Origin of the sequence: Methylobacterium sp. Leaf113, assembly GCF_001423325.1 — a bacterium.
GTDB lineage: Bacteria > Pseudomonadota > Alphaproteobacteria > Rhizobiales > Beijerinckiaceae > Methylobacterium.
The window spans coordinates 160,024-178,489 of sequence record NZ_LMNJ01000034.1 but is presented as its reverse complement, the minus strand read 5'-3'; the positions used below and the strand labels follow the sequence as shown (position 1 = coordinate 178,489).

The 18,466-nt window shown below is 71.6% G+C and carries 13 protein-coding genes; 4 read left to right on the top strand and 9 right to left on the bottom strand.

Annotated features, from left to right (window positions below; all coding sequences use genetic code 11):
* Positions 1-4: 4 nt before the first annotated feature.
* The 9 genes from ASF60_RS17425 to ASF60_RS17385 form a co-directional block, all read right to left on the bottom strand.
* Positions 5-1,288 carry an efflux RND transporter periplasmic adaptor subunit gene (locus tag ASF60_RS17425; RefSeq protein WP_244478475.1) on the bottom strand — a complete coding sequence of 428 codons (1,284 nt, stop codon included), beginning with the start codon at positions 1,286-1,288 and terminating at the stop codon, positions 5-7.
* A 561-nt stretch (positions 1,289-1,849) separates the two neighbouring features.
* Complete coding sequence (locus tag ASF60_RS17420; RefSeq protein ID WP_056187754.1) at positions 1,850-2,704, bottom strand: MipA/OmpV family protein; 855 nt, start codon at positions 2,702-2,704, stop codon at positions 1,850-1,852.
* Between the two features lie 347 nt (positions 2,705-3,051).
* Positions 3,052-4,347 carry a hypothetical protein gene (locus tag ASF60_RS17415; protein WP_056187751.1) on the bottom strand — a complete coding sequence of 432 codons (1,296 nt, stop codon included), beginning with the start codon at positions 4,345-4,347 and terminating at the stop codon, positions 3,052-3,054.
* The gene (locus tag ASF60_RS17410; RefSeq protein ID WP_082508035.1) at positions 4,344-6,212 is read right to left on the bottom strand and encodes an alpha/beta fold hydrolase; all 1,869 of its coding nucleotides are present in this window, start codon (positions 6,210-6,212) and stop codon (positions 4,344-4,346) included. Before ASF60_RS17410 ends, ASF60_RS17415 begins: the two co-directional genes overlap by 4 nt.
* Positions 6,202-8,658: a glycoside hydrolase family 2 protein gene (locus ASF60_RS17405; RefSeq protein WP_056187748.1), complete on the bottom strand. Its 2,457-nt coding sequence runs from the start codon at positions 8,656-8,658 to the stop codon at positions 6,202-6,204. The genes ASF60_RS17410 and ASF60_RS17405 overlap by 11 nt, the downstream gene beginning before the upstream one ends.
* A 12-nt stretch (positions 8,659-8,670) precedes the next feature.
* The gene (locus ASF60_RS17400) at positions 8,671-9,699 is read right to left on the bottom strand and encodes a DUF1839 family protein (RefSeq protein ID WP_056187746.1); all 1,029 of its coding nucleotides are present in this window, start codon (positions 9,697-9,699) and stop codon (positions 8,671-8,673) included.
* 4 nt (positions 9,700-9,703) lie between these two features.
* Positions 9,704-10,660, bottom strand: coding sequence for an amino acid--[acyl-carrier-protein] ligase (locus tag ASF60_RS17395; RefSeq protein WP_082508034.1), 957 nt, complete (start codon positions 10,658-10,660; stop codon positions 9,704-9,706).
* Positions 10,660-11,823: an acyl-CoA dehydrogenase family protein gene (locus tag ASF60_RS17390; RefSeq protein ID WP_056187743.1), complete on the bottom strand. Its 1,164-nt coding sequence runs from the start codon at positions 11,821-11,823 to the stop codon at positions 10,660-10,662. The genes ASF60_RS17395 and ASF60_RS17390 overlap by 1 nt, the downstream gene beginning before the upstream one ends.
* Positions 11,820-12,074 carry an acyl carrier protein gene (locus ASF60_RS17385; RefSeq protein ID WP_156634221.1) on the bottom strand — a complete coding sequence of 85 codons (255 nt, stop codon included), beginning with the start codon at positions 12,072-12,074 and terminating at the stop codon, positions 11,820-11,822. The genes ASF60_RS17390 and ASF60_RS17385 overlap by 4 nt, the downstream gene beginning before the upstream one ends.
* 416 nt (positions 12,075-12,490) lie before the next feature.
* Here ASF60_RS17385 and ASF60_RS17380 point away from each other — a divergent pair, with 416 nt between their 5' ends.
* The 4 genes from ASF60_RS17380 (at position 12,491) to ASF60_RS17365 (ending at position 18,436) form a co-directional block, all read left to right on the top strand.
* Entirely contained in the window at positions 12,491-13,579 is a 1,089-nt protein-coding gene (locus ASF60_RS17380) for an acyltransferase family protein (protein WP_056187740.1), read from the top strand.
* Between the two features lie 235 nt (positions 13,580-13,814).
* Positions 13,815-14,981 (top strand): glycosyltransferase, encoded by a 1,167-nt coding sequence (locus ASF60_RS17375; RefSeq protein ID WP_056188066.1) that lies wholly within the window; start codon positions 13,815-13,817, stop codon positions 14,979-14,981.
* Positions 14,982-14,993: 12 nt separating this feature from the next.
* Positions 14,994-17,195 (top strand): GumC family protein, encoded by a 2,202-nt coding sequence (locus ASF60_RS17370; protein ID WP_056187737.1) that lies wholly within the window; start codon positions 14,994-14,996, stop codon positions 17,193-17,195.
* A 134-nt stretch (positions 17,196-17,329) separates the two neighbouring features.
* Positions 17,330-18,436: a glycosyltransferase family 4 protein gene (locus tag ASF60_RS17365; RefSeq protein WP_056188064.1), complete on the top strand. Its 1,107-nt coding sequence runs from the start codon at positions 17,330-17,332 to the stop codon at positions 18,434-18,436.
* Positions 18,437-18,466 lie beyond the last annotated feature (30 nt).

Below are 18,466 nucleotides of genomic sequence, written 5' to 3'. Positions count from 1 at the left end.
CCCCTCAGGAGGCCTTGTCGCCGCTCGTCGCCCGATCCATGAACACGGCGCCTCGGGTGACGATCGCCTCGCCGGCGGAGATCCCGTCCGTCACCTGCGCCATGCCGCCGGCGGTGAGGCCGAGGGTGACGTCGCGGGCCTCGATGGCGCCGTCGGGCCGGGCGACCCAGACATGCGCGCGCGCGCCCTCGTAGACGATGGCGCCCGCCGGCACGGCCGGTGCCGACTGCTCCGGCCCGGTGAAGAGGGTGAAGCTGGCGAACATCTCGGGCTTCAGGACCTGGTCCGGATTCTCGACCTGGCTGCGCACGGCGAGGCGGCGGGTCGCCGGATCGAGGCTGGCCGCCAGGTAGTCGACCCGCGCCTTGAAGACCCGGTCTCCGAAGCCCGCCACCGTCGCCGCGACCTCCTGGCCGATCCGGACCCGGGGGATCTCGCTCTCGCGCACGTTGGCCACCAGCCACACCGTCGAGAGGTCGCCGATGACGAAGACCGGGTCGCTGGAACTCGACAGGTACTGCCCGAGCCCGACCTTGCGCTGGACGATGGTGCCGGCGATCGGCGCCCGGATCTGGGTCTCGGAACTCAGGGTGCCTTTCTTTTCGTAGGCGGCGATCTCCGCATCGGTCTTGCCGAGCAGGCGCAGGCGGTTCTTCACCGCATCCAGGCTGGCCTCGGCGGTCCGCAGGTCGCTCTGGGCCCCGATCACGTCGTTCTGGGCCGCCTGATAGTCCTTCAGGGCCACCGCCCTGGCCTGGAACAGCTCCTGCTGCCGGGCCGCGATGGTCTGGTCCAGCTTCAGCAGGGCAGTCGCCTTGGCGATCGTGTTGAGTGCGGCCTGGTAGTCGCTCTGGGCCTGGAGCATGTCGGTCGCCTCGAGGGTGAGGAGGACGTCGCCCGCTTTCACCTCGTCGCCCGCCCGCACCAGAACCTTCGTCACCCGTCCGGCATAGGGCGAGGTGACGGGCACGTTCTCGTCGTCGTTGAGGGCGATGCGGCCCTCCGCCATACCCTCGGGCCGGAAGCTCCGCACCGTCACGGGCACGATGCCGAGGGCAGCGCGCTGCGCCGGGCTGGGACGGAAGACGCGGGCCACCGGCGCGGCCCGCGTGCGGACGACATCCGCAGCCGGGGCATCCGGCGCGGCGAAGGGCGCCCGGATCGAGGCCCCGGCCCAGGTGATGAAGCCCAGGGTCGGGCCGGGACAGACTCCGGCGGCCACGACGGCGCCGGTCAGCAGCCCGAGGGGAATGACGATCCTGGCGATCGCACGGGGTGTCCTGGTCATCAGGCGCAATTTCGTTTCGGGTTGGTCGTGGAGCGGCATCCGGAGCGATCGCGGATCAGGCGAACGACACCCCGGACGAAGGCGTCAGGCGAAGGTCGGGGGCGCGTCACCGTCCCGGATCGTCGTCCCGGATCGGCGCGGAGCCGCAATCCGGCCAGCCCCAGGTCCGAGATGGGACCGGGAATCGGAGACCCGGCCGCACCGGGCGACGCCATAGCCGGTCCGCACTCCATTTGCGTGACATGGTCCGAGGCGCCCACCACCGATCCGGGCATCCGCAGGACCGTCGCCGGTGCGCGAGCGGGATGGCTGCCGGGGGGCGCGTATCCTCGAAGCCGGGATCGGAGACATGATGGAGTCCGGCTCCGTCGATCGGACCGGTCGCACCGGCGAATCATGCGCGTTTCACGTGACGCCTCCCAGACGGGAGGGTATCTGCCAGACAAGTTCAGGAATAATCCCGGCAAAAACCGCTTCCCGGTCGATTAACATGCGTTGATGCATCCTTGCATCACGACTCTCGAAATCGTGCTCGAAATCCGTTGGCGCGGCACGCATGATTCAGGGCGTTACCCGGAAGGAATAGGTCGCGCCGACTCCGACCGAGACGTGATCGACCGACCCGAAGCGCTGGACGATCGGACTGCGGGCGGCGTCGAACACCAGCCGGTCGTAACGGGCATAGACCAGGGTCTGCCAAGCCTCCGACCAGTCATACGCGACGGCCCCCCCGATGCCGGCCGAGCGGAGGCCGCCCTTCGGATCGTAGGATGCGAGACCTGGTGCGCGCCCCGAAACGCCGAAATCAATGCGCTGGGACGCGGCGTCGGCCAGCACAAGGCGCGGGCCTGCGCTCAGGGTGAAGCGCCCGAACCGGCCGATCGCGTCGCCCGCGAGCTTGATCTGGATACCGTCACGGGCACGGACGCCCTGGGTCACCTCGGCGCGCAGGCGCAGGGTCTCGTCCGCGAACCACAGCTCTCCGAAGACGCCGAGCCCCACCGTGAGGGGCACCGTCGGCAGGCCCGGGGTGAAGTGGACATCCCGCGCCGAACGCCCCTCCCGCAGGTCGATCACCGGCCCCATCCGTACGGCGCCCGCCTCGACCAGGGTGGCGTCGAGGCCATCGTCCGGCGACCACCATTCGGGCGCTTCCCCGGCCCGGCGGAACGACAGGTAGGGCAAGCCCCAGAGCGACGTCCGGTCCGAGCCCTGGAAGCGCGGCCCCGTCCCGGCGAGCGCGCCGATGGTGTAGACGGTGCCGGGCGCGAACAGGCTCCCGAGATCGTCGGCCCGCGCATCCCCCGGACAGGTTCCCGCGGCCGACAGGATCATCGCCGCCACGGCGAGGCGCCCGCGTCCGCCCGGGGGCGCCACCCGCGTTTCACCGGAGGATCGCTCGGAGCCCATCATCATTCCGCTGCCTTCCAAAGCTGCCCCCCAGTCCGGGTCTCGCAAGCCGGGTCCCCCAAGCCCGCAAGCCCGGTTCCGCGCGTCATCGGACCCGGCGAACATGCCGTGTGAGGGGGGGGGAGAGTGATGGTGGCCGGGAGGACCGGACCATCGATCAAGAGAGCACCGAACCATCAATTGATGGAGTTGGCGCACCAGCCCATCGAAGAGGTCAAGGGGACGGGAAAGTCAATTGCCGCGGCACGCTTCCACAGACTAGCCCAGCACATCCCGGCGGAAATGATGAACGATCCCGCACGCCGGGCGGCCGCAACCCGTCGATCCGCCGCAGGGTGCGGTTCGCGCCGAGGCTACCGGAGTTCCAGCACGCCGAGCCGGTCGGAAGCCGCCAGCGCGATCTGTCGAGCCGGCGGCAGGACGCTGACGCTCACGGACCCGTCGTCGCCGAAGCGGTGCAGCCGCGCCGCGTGCGGCGGCCGCGACAGGCGCAGAGTCACGGACCGCGCCGGGATGTCGGGACGGGGCTCGCGGGCCTGCCGGTCCCAGCCGTCGAGCCCGAGCCAGAACGGCACCAGCACGGCGCCGTCCGCCCGGTGGAAGCGGGCCGTCACGAGGTCCGGCACCGTTTCGGGCAAGGTGACGCCGATCGGGTCGGGGCCGCCTCCCGCGGCAGGGCCGGCTTCCGCGGCGTGGCCGCCGAACAGACGGATCAGGCTGCGCACGGCGACGAACGAGGCGCCCGGCGTGCCATCGGGGTTCAGGAGCCCGAACCGGCTCTCCGGGTCGGTGTCGCCCCGGTCGAAGGAGGCGATCAGCTCGTACAGGTAGGTTCGCCGCACGCCCTGCAGGTAGCTCCAGAGAAGAAGACGCGGCAGGTAGCGGGCGCGGATGCCCTCCGAGACCGGCAGGTGGGCGCTGCGGGTGGCCAGGGCCGTGTGGTAGCCGTTCTCGGTGACGATCACGGGCGCGGTGCCGAAGACCGGCCGCACGGCCGCGAGGAAACCCGCGAGGCTGCCCGCGCCCCGGGTCTCGGGATGCTCGAGCCCCGGATAGGCGTGGACGTTGGCGAAGTCGACCGATCCGGACAGGTTCTCGGCGGCCGCGATGTTGGCCTGGATGTAGCTCGGCCCGGCGACCTTCACGGCGGGGAAGCGCCGGTCCTCGCGCACGGCGCGGAACAGGGCCGCCTGATGCGCGGCGGAGAGGCGGGCGAGGCCCGGCCCGGCGGCGACCGGCGGCTCGTTGCCGCCCTCCGCGATGACGAGTCCGTCCGCCGCCCAGCCGGCGATCTCGGCGAACCGCTCCGGTGGCACCCGCGGGCCGGGGGTGAGGCCGTCGTAGAACACGAGACTGAAGCGATAGCCCCGGCGGGCGAGGGTGGCGATGCGGGCGAACTGCCCGGCCGGCTCCGACCCGACGAGCACGATGTCGTCGCGCAGGTGACGCACGCCGAGGTCGTCGAGGGCCGCCGCACAGGCCGCGAAGCGCTCCACATAGGGCGTGCCGCCATGGCCGAAATGCACGTTGATCCCGATGGCGTCGACGAGATCCGCGCAGCGATGCGTCGGCACGGTCTCGGCCTCCGCCCGGCCCGCGAGCGCCCCGGCCGTCAGGACGAGGGCCGCGCGGCGGGTGAGGCCGCTCATGCCCGACCCAGGACGACGCGGGCGACGGCGCGCGGGTCGAGGGGGCGCGGGGCGGGCACGGAGTCCGGTCGCGGCGCGTCCTGGACCGCCCGCAGGACCTCGCGCAGATGCCGTCCGAGCAGCGCCTGCGCCTCCGCCGAGCTGAAGTTATGGTCGATGTCCGGAACGATCGTGACCGGCGCGCCAAGGCGGCGGTCCGCCCGTCCGGGGGAGCGGCCGAGATGGCGGCGCAGGGCGGCGAGCCCGGGATCGCCCGCGCTGTAGATCAGGCGGATCGTGGCGCCGCGGCGCCGCAGCCGGGCCACCCGCCGGGCGGCTGAGCCGCCGGGGGAGACGGGCTTCACCAAACGCCGAAGGCGGCGCAGGGCGGTTGCGAGCCCGCGCCGGGCCAGCGTCGCGCCGATCGCGCCGACCCGGATCTGGCCACTCAGGAGCCGCCGCCAGGTCGCGCCCCGGGTCAGCAGCGCCGCATAGGTCGAGGTGCTGCCGAAGACCTGACGGATCACGGCGTCGACGTCCTGGCCCGGGTCCCAGTCGAAGCAGTAGAGGTTGATCAGGAGGGCGCCATCGACCCGCGCGTCCCGGCACAGGGCCTGGAACGCCGCGTAGGCGCCGCTGCAATTGCCGACGAGCACGACGCGGCTGCCGGTCTCGGCGACTGCGTCGAGGGCGCGGCGGATGTCCTCGAACCCGTCCGGGGCGAACGGCGGCTTGCGCGCGTCCGGCCGGTCGCCGCTGTCGCCGATCCCCGCGAGGTCGAAGCGGAGCGACGGGACACCGTCGGCCGCGAGCGAGCGGGCGAGATCCGTGGTCTGCCGGCCCCAGCCCGAATGCACGGTCATGCCGGTGGACACGAACAGCACCGTCGGCGCATCGGGCTCCCTCCGTCGGGGCGAGCACCGAATGCCGAACAGGTCCGGGTGGAACCGCACCGGTGCCTCGGTCCAGCCGGGGCCGTCGAGGCGCGCCGGGGCGAGGCGCAGGGGAACGGCCGGCTCGGTGCGCGTCATCCCCGCCGCAGCGAAGGCCGTGACGCGGGCGAAGGCCGCATCCGGGATTTCGGCGAAGATCGGGTCCCCGATGAGCGCGGCCAGACCGGGGAATGGCCCCGCCTCGACTTCGCTGCCGAGAGCGGTCAGCCGGGCCGCCAGGGCCTTGGTCTCGGAGGCCAGGAGCAGGACCTGCGGTGCCGGCGGACGCACGATGGCGCTGGCGTCGAGGTTCTGGAGGTCGGCCAGGAAGGCCGGCCCCAGGCGAAAGCCGCCGACGCTGAGGCTGTTGGAGGCCTGAGCTTGGGTCTGGGTCTGGGTCTGGACCGGACCCGGCCCCTCCGCCACGCCCCCGACCGTCCGGGCGCGCAGCCGCATCTCGCGCAGGTAGGCCCGCCCCGTGGCGGCCGGCGCCAGCAGGACGAGCCGGTCCACCGGCTCCGCCTGGGTCGCCAGGACGGCGAGGTTGGCCCCGAGCCGCAGGCCGACCAGGACGACCTCCGTGACGCCGGTCGCCTCGCGCAGGAAGCGGACCGCTTGGCCGATCGCCGCGACGCACGTCTCGACCCGGACCTCGCCGGCATCGCTGGCATCACCGGAATCGCCCTCGCCCGGATAATCGAAGCGCAGGGTCGGACAGCCCGCCGCGGCGAGCCCTTCCGCCAGCGCCCGCCAGGGCCGGTGGGCGGCCAGTTGCTCGAAGCCGTGCGCGCCGCACAGCACGACGCCGCGCCGGCCCGCGGCCGGGTGGAGCCAGCCGAACAGGCCGCCGAAGGTCACCGGGGTGGCGGCCGAGAGAGCGGAGGAGGAAGTGGACGAGGGGGCGGCCGAGGGGGCGGCACCGCCCGTGATTCCGGGGCGAACATCAGACACCATGACCGAACCTCGCGATGTCCTGACTGTTGAGGGCCGACACCTCCCCCTGCGGGAGGTGGTGGGCGCCGGGAAACGTGACGAACCGCTCCGTCCCGGGCGCGAGGTGGAAACCGTTGTCGCATGGCCGCGCCCCGGGACTTTTCACCCGCACACCGAGGGCGAGGTGATCCGTCGTGATCCGCAGGGTCGGCGTGCGAGCCCCGGCGACGGGCTCCACGCGCAGGCCGATCGCGGTGCGGGCGATCGGTCGCGGGCCGGGGAAGTGGAAGCTCTCGGCCAGGCCGGTGCCGCTCGCGTCGGTCAGGCAGGCCTGGGCGACATCGTGGATGCGCGGCCCGAAGCGATAGGCGTCGGTGGCATCGAAGAAGCGGCCGAGCATCTCGGAGGAGGACAGGGTCAGCGAGGCCCGCGGGCCGATCGCGACAGCGCGCTCGGCCTTCGCCGCGACCCGGCCGGTCCGATCCGCGAAGGTCAGGCGCAGGCCGAGGGTCAGCGCCTCGGCGGTCTCGTTGTGGACGTGGAGATGGAGCCCGTTCAGCCCTTCGTCCGACAGGGTGACCTGAACCGGGCGAAAGGCGCGCTTCAGGGCGTACCAGCCGGATTTCGGGGCCTGGGTCCGGTCGATCACGCCCCAGCCGGTGCCCGGCCCGAGATCGCGCAGGAACCAGACGAGGCCGCCGGCGGTGGGGGAGCGCGCCCGGCGCCACTCGGCGAAGGTGGCCTCCATCACCTCCGCGACGGCGGCCCGGCCGAGTTCGAGGTAGCGCTGCGGATCGGTGGCGCGCAGGGTCGCGGGATCGACGCCGTAGAGGAGGGCGACATAATGGTCGCGCACCTGCTCGAAATCCCAGTCGGCCCCCCGGTCGCGGGGAATGCCCGCGTCCCAGGCCGGGTCGGACGGGTCCATCCCGCCCGGGGTCTCGGGATCCGGAAGATTGGCGAAGGCGAGGCACTCGGTGGCGAAGCCCAGCTCGGCCCGGCGGGCATCCTCCAGGGGGCGGCGATAGGCGCCGACGCCGTAATAATGGGTGCAGCCGGCGCTCACCGAGAACGGCAGGTCGCCGCCCGAGGGCGAGTTCGGCACCACCAAGAGGTCGGGGCGCATCGTGGCGACCTGCGCCGGCAGGGTCTCGGCACAGAAGGCATCGGCCCAGACGCTGCACGGGGCGCCCAGCATGGCGGCCTGCTGCCAGACCTCGCTGCCGCCGCAGAGCACCGCGAGGGACGGCGCGAGCTGCGTGCGGTCGAGAAATCCCGCCACCTCGCGGGCGAGGCTCGCGGCGAAGTCCGGATCGTCGTGGGGATAGTCGAAGTTCGCCAGCATCAGGTCCTGCCAGACCAGGAGGCCGGCGGCATCGCAGTGATCGAAGAACGCGGACGACGGGTACAGCGTGGTGCCGGACACGCGCAGCATGTTCATGCCGGCCTCGCGGGCCAGGGCGACGAGGGCGGCGTCCTCCTCCGATCCGAGGCCGACGAGATCCGTCGGCATCCAGTTGGCGCCCCGGCAGAAGATCGGCACGCCGTTGACCGCGAGCGAGAGCCCCGCCTCGAAGGGCCGGGTCAGCGACAGGGTGCGAAAGCCGGTCCGGCCGAGATCGACGGGAGCGCCGTCGATGTCCACCGTCACCGGGTGGAGATGGGGCGTCCCGTGGGTGTGCGGCCACCAGGGCGCGACGCCGGGAAGCTCCAGCGTGCCGACGAACAGGCCGGGTTCGGCCTCGGTCAGGCCGACCTCCCGCCCGTCGCACCGGAGCGTGACGGAGGCGGCCCCGCCGGGGATGCGCAGCCGTGCGGCGAGAGACCCGGTGGCGCCGTCGAGGGAGGCCCTCAGATCGGCCTCTGCCAGCCGCGACGGGGCCGGCTCCACCGTCACGGGCCGATAGGGGCCGACGCAATCGATCGCCGGGCACCAGCCCGGCATGAAGCCCAGGAGGCTCGTCCGCACGTGGCGCAGGGCGCCGGGAGTGACCATCCGGGGACGCCAGCGGCCGCGCTTCGATGGCCGTTCGAGCTGCGCCGTCAGGGACCGGAAGCAGAGCGCGAGATCCGTTCCCGAGGCGAGATCGGTTCCGAGAGGGAGATCGGCGTCGATGACGTAGGCTTCGAACATCGAGCGGGTGACCAGCACCGGAACGCCGTCGAGCCAGATTTCGGCCAGGGTCGCCAGACCCTCGAAGCGCAGGCGCACCGGACCGGTCTCGCGCAGGCTGGTCCGATACCACGCGTCGCGATCGTGGATCGGCGTCGGCGCAGCCTCCGACCAGCGCCCGGCGTCGCGGAGGGCGGCCGCAACGGTGCCGGGGACGGGAGCCGGAATCCAGTCGGTCGCCCGTTCCACCAGGTCGCCCGGTCCGGCGCAGGCGCCGGGCGGCGTCAGGGCGAGGCGCCAGGGGCCGGCCACCGCCCGCGGCGCCACACCCCCGATCGAACGAAGACGAGCCACGATCCGCCTCGCTCAGCCGGGAACGCGGTCGAGGGCGCGGTCGAGGGCGTCGAACACGTCCGCGTAGGTGGCGGCGAGCCGGTCGAGGCGCGGGGTCAGCCCGTCGGCGCTACGCCGGTGGAAAGCCCGGGCGAGCTGGAACTGGAAGGCTTTCGCTTCGGCGCCAAGCCGATGGGCGGCCTCGGATGCGGGACCGAAGAGACCGCGCCCCATTCCATCGAGCCGGGTGCCATCGAGCCCAGTTCCGTCGAGCCCAGTTCCGTCGAGCCAGGCGAGATGGCTCGCCAGCAGCTCGAAATTCGCCCCGAGCTGGCGCGTGGTGTTGAAGGCGTAGGCGTGGAAGACGGCGAGCGGGCGGGTCACCAGGGCAGGCGCCGTCGCCGCGAGGGTGTCACGGAAGGCCACGACCGGGTTCCGCTCCGGGGCCCGGGCGCGATGGCGCTTGAGGAGGTCGAGGGCAGCGCCCGGGAGATCGGCCGGGCCCAGGGGCTTGGCGATCGCCTTCACAAATTCGGCGTAGGGCGGCAGCACCGCGGGACCGAAGATGCCCCGGTAATCGTCGCCCGAGAGCCGGAACCGGCCGGCATTGTGGAGATAGTCGAGTTCCCGGGCCTCGGGATCGAGGGCCAGGATGCCGATCGTGGTCTTGCCGTGGTCCCGGCCGTAGGTGGTGCCGTGGGTGTCCGGCAGGTGGATCGCATCGACCTCCACCAGCACCGGCCGTCCGCGGGCGGCCAGCGCCCGGGCATGCGTCTCGAGGCCGTCGTAGACCGCGAGTTCCAGCACCTCCAGCCCGTAGAGCCGTTCAAGGTCGGCGGCGGGCGGCTTGAAGAAGGTGAACTGGTCGCCCTCGAAATCCTGCCGCAGGGTGAAGCCCAGCATCGCCTCCGGCACGAGGCCGCGCCCGTGCAGGAGTTCGATCCAGAGGTCGACGTAGCAATTCGTCTCCGGCCAGTTGCGGTCGGCCCCGTGGAGCGGGTGCGGCGCATGGGGCTGGTCGGCGCCGGGCACGGGCGACGTCCGGGCGAGAGCGGCAGTCACCGGATCAGCCCCACAGGGTGGCGCGCACGGAATCCGGCCAGGCGGCGAGGTCCAGGCCGTGATGGCGCAGGAGGGCGAGGGTGATCCGCTCCAGGCCGAAGCCGACGCAGGCGGTGTGGGCCACGCTGCCATCGGCCTGGCGCAGGTCCCAAGTCGTGCCGAAATGATCCTGGTGGTAGTTGAAGCTGAGGCAGGCGGTCGGCTTCTCGACGCTGTTGACCGGCACGTTCAGCTCGAACTTCAGGTTCTGCTGGCGCTGGTTGTTGGCGAGCATGCGCCCGGCGCGGCCGAAGAACGGATCGTTGGCGACATCGATCGCCAGCGGCAGGGCGAGGCTGCGGATCATCTCGGTGCCGCGGGCGAGCCAGGATTCGCGGAAGGCCAGCACCTGCTCGGGGCTGCCCATGCAGACGTATTCGCGCATCCGGAACAGCTGCATCCGGGTCGGCTCGAGGCTCGGCTCGCGCCGGAAACAGTAGGATTGCAGGTCGAACAGGCCGCCCCCGGCGGGCAGGGGGCCTCGCGCGGCCGCGGCGGGATAGAGCGGGTAGCAGGCCGCCGGGGTGAGGACGATGTCGGTCGCCCGCTGCTGGCCGGTCCAGTCGTTCCGGGCCTCGACGCAGGCCAGAAGCTCGGCGTGCTCCGCCTCGTTGCCGCAGAAGCTGTGCACCGTGCCGGCAAGGTTCGGGAAGCCCTTCAGGTAGCCGCTGCGCTCGAAGGCGGGCCGGCTCATGGCGGGGGGAAAGCGCATCACCTCGGCCCCATCCGCCGCGCCGAGGCGGGTGATCAGGCGCTCCAGGGCATCCACCACGCTCTCGAAGTCGCCGCTGCGGCCGTAGAGGCCGTCGACGCCGGTGCGGACCAGGAGGCCCTGGTCGAACAGGCGGTCGAGAAAGCTCGGTGCGTCGGTCCCCGCATCGTCGGCGATGGTGTCGGCGGGAAGTGAGAAGGTCGATTCCATCACGCGCTCATGAGCTGTCCGCCACCCTTCTGCACGAGCAGGAGCTTGGCGGTGTTGGCGAGGATGCGGTCGTTCCCGATCATCAGCGGTGCCGACAGGACGTCGCGCAGGGGCCGGCCGAGACTGAAAGGCGTGCCGTTCTTGTATCCAGCGAGGCCGACGATCGCGAGGGCACGCTGCACGATGTCGACGGCCATCTCGGACGCGGTGGTCTTCAAGTTGTTGAGCATGACCGCGAAACCGATGGAGCCGATCGCGTCGGCATCGCCCTGTACGTCCTCGTAACGGACCAGGGCGGCGACGATGGCGCTCCGCAGGGCCTGGAGCGTATTTGAGACCTCGGCGAGACGCAGGGCCGTGGGCGGGACCTGTCCGGGCTGGCGCCGGGCCTCTCCCTGCACGAAGGCGCGGGCGCGATCGACGGCCGCATTCGCGATGCCGAACCAGACGCTGCTCCACAGGAGATGCGAGGCGGCCAGCATCGACTGGGCGGCGATTTCGGCGAAGGGCTTTGGCAGGATCTGCGCGACCGGGAGGCCCCGGGCCTCCAGGCGAAAGCCGTCGCTGCAGGTGCCGCGCATCCCGAGAGTGTCCCACACGCTCGTGCGCTCCAGGAAGATCTGGTCGGCGAGGAGGGCCACCAGCACCTGATCGGAGCCCGCCGCGTCCGGATGGCGCCGGGCGGTGGCCAGGATGAGATCGGCCTGCCGGCCATAGGAGATGACGGACGCATCCTTGCCGAGGGAGAACACGCCGTCCTCCGCCTCCACGGCGCAGAAGCTGGTGCGCAGGTCGCCGCCGATGCCGGCCTCGGTGGTCGAGGAGGCCACGAGCAGCTGCTCGCGCGCGATCCGCTCCATGAGCTGGCAGTGCCAGGCGCTGTCGAGCCCGTGGGCCACGAGGCTCGCGACCTTGATGTGATGCATGGCGAACACCATCGCGGCGTTGCTGCAGGCCTGGCCGAGGGTGCTGCAGACCACCGCCACCTGGCGCAGACCGGCGCCCTCGCCCTCGAACTGGCTTGGGATCTGAAGGCCCAGCAGCCGTTCCGCCTTCAGCGCCGCGACCGCCTCGGCCGGAAAGCGGCCGTCGCGGTCGACCGCGTCGGCGTGTTGGGCCGCCACGGCCGCCGCGCGCTGGGCACGCTGGGCCAGGGCGTTCACGCCGCGACCGACTGCAACACCGCGGACACGGTCTCGCGGATCGCCCGGATCGTGGAGAAGGACCGGCGGGTCAGGAACTCGTCCGGAAACTCGATGCCGAAACGCTCCTCGAGGGCGAGCATCAGCTGCACAGAGCCGAACGAATCGAGACCGCGGTCGAACAGACTGTCGTCCTCGGCGATCTGCTGCGCAACGGGGGCGAGCGCCTCGTTCGAACCGAGAATCGTCCGAATATCGTTTGAGGTAACCAAGGCACCGCTCCATTCCCGAAGGAGGTCCATGTATTGATCAGCAATCGAGATTGTCAAACGACTAAAGATTAATTGGTAAACTCGCTATTCTTGGCTCCTGACGCGTCGACAGGTGGACTAGCGCGGCAAACATCCCCTCGCTCGAATCCGCGACATTGAACAGGCTCCGCATTTCCGCCATCTCCAGACACGGGCAAGCGTTGCCGTGCGTTCGCGCAGGATGGGCGCAAGACAAGATCGAGACATCCCAGCGATGAATAAACTCTGATCCTGTCCGCGGAAGATCGGCACGATTCAGGATAACCCGCGAAAGTTCGTGACTTCGGAGGCGCCGCGAGGCTTCATTCGACATGACAGGCGCTGGCTGCGTGCCGCCCCTGCCGGGTGGACGACCGCACGCGGTCCGGCGGCGAGACATGATCTACAACCTGCAGATTCTGCGTGCCCTGGCCGCCTACCTGGTCTTCCTGACCCATTTCGGCCTGTACGCGGCCCCGATCCTGCCACGACCGGACGCCCTCGCCTTCGGGGCCGTCGGCGTGGACGTGTTCTTCGTCCTGTCGGGCTTCATCATGTTCGTGAGCACGGCCGGGGGCGGCGAGACGCCCGGGTCCTTCCTGCTGCGCCGGGCCATCCGGGTCGTCCCGGTCTACTGGCTCGTCACCCTCGCGCTGGTGCTGATCGTCCTGGCCGGCCTGAAGCCGATCGGGATCGTCGCGCTCCGGCCCGACTACGTCGTGCAGTCCCTGCTGTTCCTTCCGTTCTCCCGGAACGGCTACGTCGAGCCGCTGAACTCGGTGGGGTGGACGCTCAATTACGAGATGTTCTTCTATGCCGGCTTCGCCGGACTCCTGCTCGTCGCCTCGCTCAAGGCCCGTCTGATCGGGCTGGTCGCCGGCTTCCTCGGCCTCGCCCTTCTCAGCCTCGCGCCGGTGCCGGGCCTGTACTGGGCCTATTACACGAAGCCCATCGTGCTGGAATTCGCCGCGGGGGCGGGCCTCGGCTACGCCTATCTGCGCCTCGGCCAGCCGCCCGCGGGCTTTCCCGTCCGGCGGCTGGCCGGCACGGCCCTCGTTGCCGCGGCCGCCCTCGTCCTCGGCGCCCAGGCGCTGGCCGCCGCGCGTGGTGCGGATCTGGAGATGACGGGCTTCGCCCGGCCGCTGGTCTGGGGCACGGCCGCGTTGCTGGCGGTCGGCGCCGTGGTGCTGCTGGAGCGGGGCGGCGTGGTGCTGCGCTCGCGCTGGCTGCTGTCCCAGGGCAATGCCAGCTATGCGTTCTACCTCGTCCACAACCTGATGCTGCACAGCGCCGCGAAGGCGGCGGCCGTGCTGGTCGCGCCCGGAGCGCTCCGCGTCGTCCTGGTCTTCGTCATCGCCTTCGGCGCGTCGGTCGCCCTCGGGGAATGGCTGTTTCGATGCGTCGAAGCCCCCATGGGCGCCGCGCTTCGACGCCGGCTCGACCGGCGGCCCCGATCCGCACCACTGACCGGAGCGGTGACACCGTGAAAGGCGCGGCTTCGCAGCGACAGCCTTAACCACCGGTAAATGATGACCGCAATTTCTTCAATAAAGCCCTCCGGACACGACTTTGTCGCAACTTGGAGCGCGCCAGATACCGCTTCTTTACCGGTGGCGACCGTAGTACACCTGAATTGATGGATCGCGGATTGATATGGCTGGCCTGACGGCAACCGGCCGGGAGTCTGTTCGAACGACCGGCGGGCCGGCGAGGATGGTGCGGATGCGTGTCGCGATCGTTCACGACTGGCTCTATGTTGTCGGCGGCGCCGAGCAGGTGCTTCGGCAACTGCTGAAGATCTATCCACAGGCGGATGTCTATACGCTGTTTGACTTTCTGTCCGAGCGGGACAAGGCGCAGCTCGGGTACAGGGATGCGCGGACCAGCTTCCTCCAGGGCATGCCCTTCGCGCGCAGCCGTCATCGGCACTACCTGCCCCTGATGCCGATCGCCATCGAGCAGTTCGACCTGTCGGGATACGACCTCATCGTCTCGAGCAGCTACGCGGTTGCCAAGGGCGTGCTCACCGGCCCCGACCAGCTCCACGTCTCCTACGTCCACTCGCCCATGCGCTACGCCTGGGACATGCAGCACACCTACCTGCGGGAGAGCGGCTGCGCGCAGGGCGTGAAGGGCCTGGTCGCCCGCCTGATCCTGCACTGGATGCGGCTGTGGGACTACAGGACGGCGGCCGGACCGAACGCGATCGTGGCCAATTCGGCGTTCGTGGCACGGCGCATCCACAAGGTGTACGGGCGCACGGCCGAGGTGATCCACCCGCCTGTCACGCTGTCGAGCCAGCGGGGGGACGTGGCGCGCGCGAACCACTTCCTGGTGGCGAGCCGGCTTGTCGCCTACAAGAACGTCGAGGCCGTCGTGCGCGCCTTCGCGCAGCTTCCCGACCTGAACCTGGTGGTGGCGGGCACCGGCCCCGAGGGCGAGCGGCTGCGCGCGATCGCCACCCCGAACGTCTCCTTCACGGGCTTCGTGCCCGACGCGGATCTGCGCCACCTCATGGCCACGGCCCGGGCCTTCGTGTTCGCGGCGGAGGAAGATTTCGGGATTATCGTGGTGGAGGCCCAGTCGGAGGGCACGCCCGTGCTGGCGCTCGGTCGCGGCGGCGTGCGCGAGACCGTCCAGCCGCATGGGCCGCACCGCACCGGCCTGTTCTTCGAGACGCCGGAACCCGAGGCCATCGCGGCCTGCATCCGCGAGTTCATCCGGCAGGAGAGCGGCTTCACCCGCGAGGCCTGCCGGGCCCAGGCCGAGCCCTTCTCCGCCGAGGTGTTCCGGCTCCGGTTCTCGCGCTTCGTCGACGAGCAGATGGCACTGCACCGGGCGGCCTGCGAGCCGCCGCGTCCGTTGCCCCGCCTCGAAGCCGTATCCTGAGGGAAGGCGCGCATGTCCCTCCTCACCCTCGACCTGCCCGATCGGGTCCCGGCCTCCGGGAGCCGCCGCGCCGCGCCCGAACGCGAGCGCGGCAGCCATCTCCTGGCGCCTCTCCTCAAGATCTGGCGCCGCCGCATCCTGTTCGCGACGGTGTTCATCGCGGTCTTCGGGCTGGCCGTGACCCTCCTGATCCGGACGCCCGCGCAATACGTCGCCAGCGGGTCCGTAATCGTGGCCGAGCCCGAGCCGGGCGCCAACAATGCGTCCATGGCCTGGATCCAGAAGCTCGGCGACCCCGCCGATCTCGAGAGCCAGATCCTGGTGCTCCGGTCCCCCCGCCTGATGCGCCTGGCCGCCGACAACGGCCTCGCCGAGGCCGTGATGGCCGAGTGCCGCCAGGCCGTCACCCGGGGGCGGCCCGACCGGATCACCGACAAGAAGGACGCCGTCTGCATCAAGCTCGGCACCGACCGGGATGCGCTCGTCGAGTACCTGCAGAAGCGCTATCTCGTCGGCAGCGCCGGCCGATCCCGCGTCATCGCCGTCGCCTACAAGTCGCCGCTGCCCGAGGTGGCGCAGACGATGGCCAATGCGCTGATCAACGCCTTCCTGGAGGACCAGCGCAATGCGCAGGCCTCGAGCCGCAAGGCCGCGACCGACTGGCTGTTCACCGAGATCAAGCAGCTCGACAGCTCGATCCGCGACGACGAGGCGCGCATCCAGGCCTTCCGGCGCCGCAAGGGCCTCGTGAAGGGCGCGACCGGGCCGATCAGCGCCGAGCGCCTCACCGGCATCAGCCAGCAGCTCGCCGCCGCCGAGGGGTCCAAGGCGGATGCCGCCGCGCGCCTCAAGGAGATCGAGGCCGACCGCCGTCGCGGCTCCGACAGCGCCCCCGCGGTCCTCGCGAGCCGGGCGGTCGGCGACCTCAAGCAGCAGTTGAGCGGGGTCAGCGCTCAGCTCGCCAACCAGAGCACCCTGCTCGGCCCCAACCATCCGTCCGTGCGGGCGCTCCAGACCGAGCGCAACAGCCTGCGCGACCAGATCGAGCGCGAACGGACCAACGTCGCCGACGGCCTGCGCAAGACCTATGAGGCCTCGAACACCCTGGCCAAGGCGCTGCGCGCGCAGATGGACAGCGCCAAGTCCGAAGCCGCCGCCGCGATGGACGACGAGGCCTCGATCGAGGGCATGGTCCGCAACGCGGAGATCAAGCGCGCCCGCTACGCCGACCTCGTGAAGCGGGCGAGCGAGCTGGAGACCGAGCGGCGCATCCTGACCGGCAGCACCCGGCTGGTCAGCCTCGCGGAGATCCCCCAGGAAGCGTTCTCGCCGAAACCCGTGCCGTTCCTGGCGGGCGGCTTCGTGCTGGCGACCGTGCTGGCCGCCGCCGCCGCCCTGCTGCGGGACTTCGCGGACCGGCGGGTCCGCACCCCCGCGCAACTCGTGGCCGGCACCGGCGCTCCCGTCTTCGCGCAGCTGCCCTGCCTCGATCCGGGCGGCCTCGTCGGCCGCCTCTCCGACCGCCGACGCGAATTGCCCCTGGCCGAGGCCCTGGAGCGGGCGCAGGGACATCCGGCGATGCGGAACGTGCTGCGCACCCTGCATGCCCACCTGTTCCTGGCAGGCGGCAACGGCTCGCGCACGGTCCTGGTAACCTCGGCCAAGCCGCGGGAAGGCAAATCCTTCACGACCTTCGCGATCGCCGGCCTCAGCGCCGCGAGCGGCCGCCGCGTGCTGGTGATCGAGTGCGACCTGCGACGGCCGAATTTCGAGGCGACGCTCGGGCTCGGGCGCAGCCCCGGTCTGGTGGGGGTGCTCCGCGGCACGACCGATCCGGCCGCGGCGGTGGTCTCCTGCGACGGCTTCGACGTCATTCCGGCCGGGCTGCCGACGCCGGACTCGACGGAACTGCTGATGCACCCCCGCATGGCCGGCCTCCTGGCCTGGAGCCGGCGCTACGACCTCGTGCTCCTCGACAGCCCACCCACCAGCCTGCTGATGGACGCCTACATGCTGGCCCGGCACGTCGACGGCGTGCTGTGCTGCACCCGCTACGGCCGCTCGCAGCTCTCCGACACCATCGAGACCGTCACCGGCCTGCGCGAGGCCGGCGGTGCGGTACTGGGCATCACCATGACGATGGTGAAGCCGGGCGGCCAGCCGACCTACGAGCCCGCGCCGCTTCCCCTGCCGCACCGCGCGGGGGCCGCCTGATGGCCGGGGCGCTCTCCACCGGGGCGGCCCACGATGCCGCCGACACGACCGTGCCGAACCGCGTGCCGAACCGCGTGCCGGACCGCGTGGCGGCCACCCGGCCCCGGGTGCTGTTCGTGAGCCACACCGGCACCATGTCGGGCGCCGAACTCGTCCTGCGCGACGTGGTCCGGCCCTGGGCCGGTTCGACGGCGTTCCTGTTCGAGGGCGGCCCTCTCGCCGACGCCCTGCGGAACGCCGGCCTGACCATCCGCCTCGCCCGCCGGGGCGCAGACCTCACGCGCCTGCGCCGGGATGTCTCGCCCTTGCGCGCGCTTCCGGTGCTCGGGCGCCTCGCCGGACTCGCCCTCGAACTCGGCCGGGCCGCCCGGGCCTGCGACGTGGTCTACGCCAATTCGCAGAAGGCCTTCCTGCTCGCGGCGCTGCCCGCCCGGCTCGTGGGCCGTCCCCTGGTCTGGCACCTGCACGACATCCTCGACGGCGCCCATTTCGGACGGGCGCAGCGCGCGGTCCAGGCCCGCCTCGCCAATGCCTGCGCGGCGCGCGTGGTCGTCCCCTCGCGGGCCGCAGCCGAGGCCTTCGTGCAGGCCGGCGGGCGGCGGGACCGGGTGACGGTGGTACCCAACGGCCTCGACCTGATCCTCGACCCGCGTCCCGCCGCGGATCTGCGGGCGGAACTCGGGCTGCCGTCCGGCCCTCTCGTCGGGGTGTTCAGCCGCCTCGCGCCCTGGAAGGGGCAGGATGTGGTGATCGAGGCGCTGGCGCTGGTGCCGGGTCTGCGCTGCGTGGTGGTCGGCTCGGCCCTGTTCGGCGAGGATGCCTACGCGGCGCGGCTTCGGGAGTTGGCGGCGGCGCGCGGCCTGACCGACCGGGTGTTGTTCCTCGGGCAGCGCGACGACGTACCCCGCCTGATGCAGGCCGTCGATGCGGTCGTCCACCCGTCGGTCGATCCCGAACCGTTCGGGCGGACCCTGGTCGAGGCGATGCTGGCCGGCGTGCCCGTGGTCGCCACGGATGCGGGCGCCTCGGCGGAAATCCTCGAGGGCGGCGCCCTCGGCACCCTGGTTCCGCCACGGCGGCCCGACCGCATCGCCGCGGCCCTCACGGCGATCCTGGCCCATCCCGACGATCTCGCCGCGCGCACCCGCCGGGCCCGCGAGCGAGCCCTCACCCGCTACGGGGCCGCCCGGATGCAGGACGATCTCGCCACGCTGATCCGCCAGGTCGCCGCCCGCGTCTGACGACGCGGCGATCCCCCTCCCCTCTCGTCT

Coding starts and splice junctions, on each gene's coding strand:
- ASF60_RS17425 (WP_244478475.1), bottom strand. CDS start 1,288: ATGACCAGGACACCCCGTGCGATCGCCAGGATCGTCATTCCCCTCGGG.
- ASF60_RS17420 (WP_056187754.1), bottom strand. CDS start 2,704: ATGATGATGGGCTCCGAGCGATCCTCCGGTGAAACGCGGGTGGCGCCC.
- ASF60_RS17415 (WP_056187751.1), bottom strand. CDS start 4,347: ATGAGCGGCCTCACCCGCCGCGCGGCCCTCGTCCTGACGGCCGGGGCG.
- ASF60_RS17410 (WP_082508035.1), bottom strand. CDS start 6,212: ATGGTGTCTGATGTTCGCCCCGGAATCACGGGCGGTGCCGCCCCCTCG.
- ASF60_RS17395 (WP_082508034.1), bottom strand. CDS start 10,660: ATGGAATCGACCTTCTCACTTCCCGCCGACACCATCGCCGACGATGCG.
- ASF60_RS17380 (WP_056187740.1), top strand. CDS start 12,491: ATGATCTACAACCTGCAGATTCTGCGTGCCCTGGCCGCCTACCTGGTC.
- ASF60_RS17375 (WP_056188066.1), top strand. CDS start 13,815: ATGCGTGTCGCGATCGTTCACGACTGGCTCTATGTTGTCGGCGGCGCC.
- ASF60_RS17370 (WP_056187737.1), top strand. CDS start 14,994: ATGTCCCTCCTCACCCTCGACCTGCCCGATCGGGTCCCGGCCTCCGGG.
- ASF60_RS17365 (WP_056188064.1), top strand. CDS start 17,330: ATGTCGGGCGCCGAACTCGTCCTGCGCGACGTGGTCCGGCCCTGGGCC.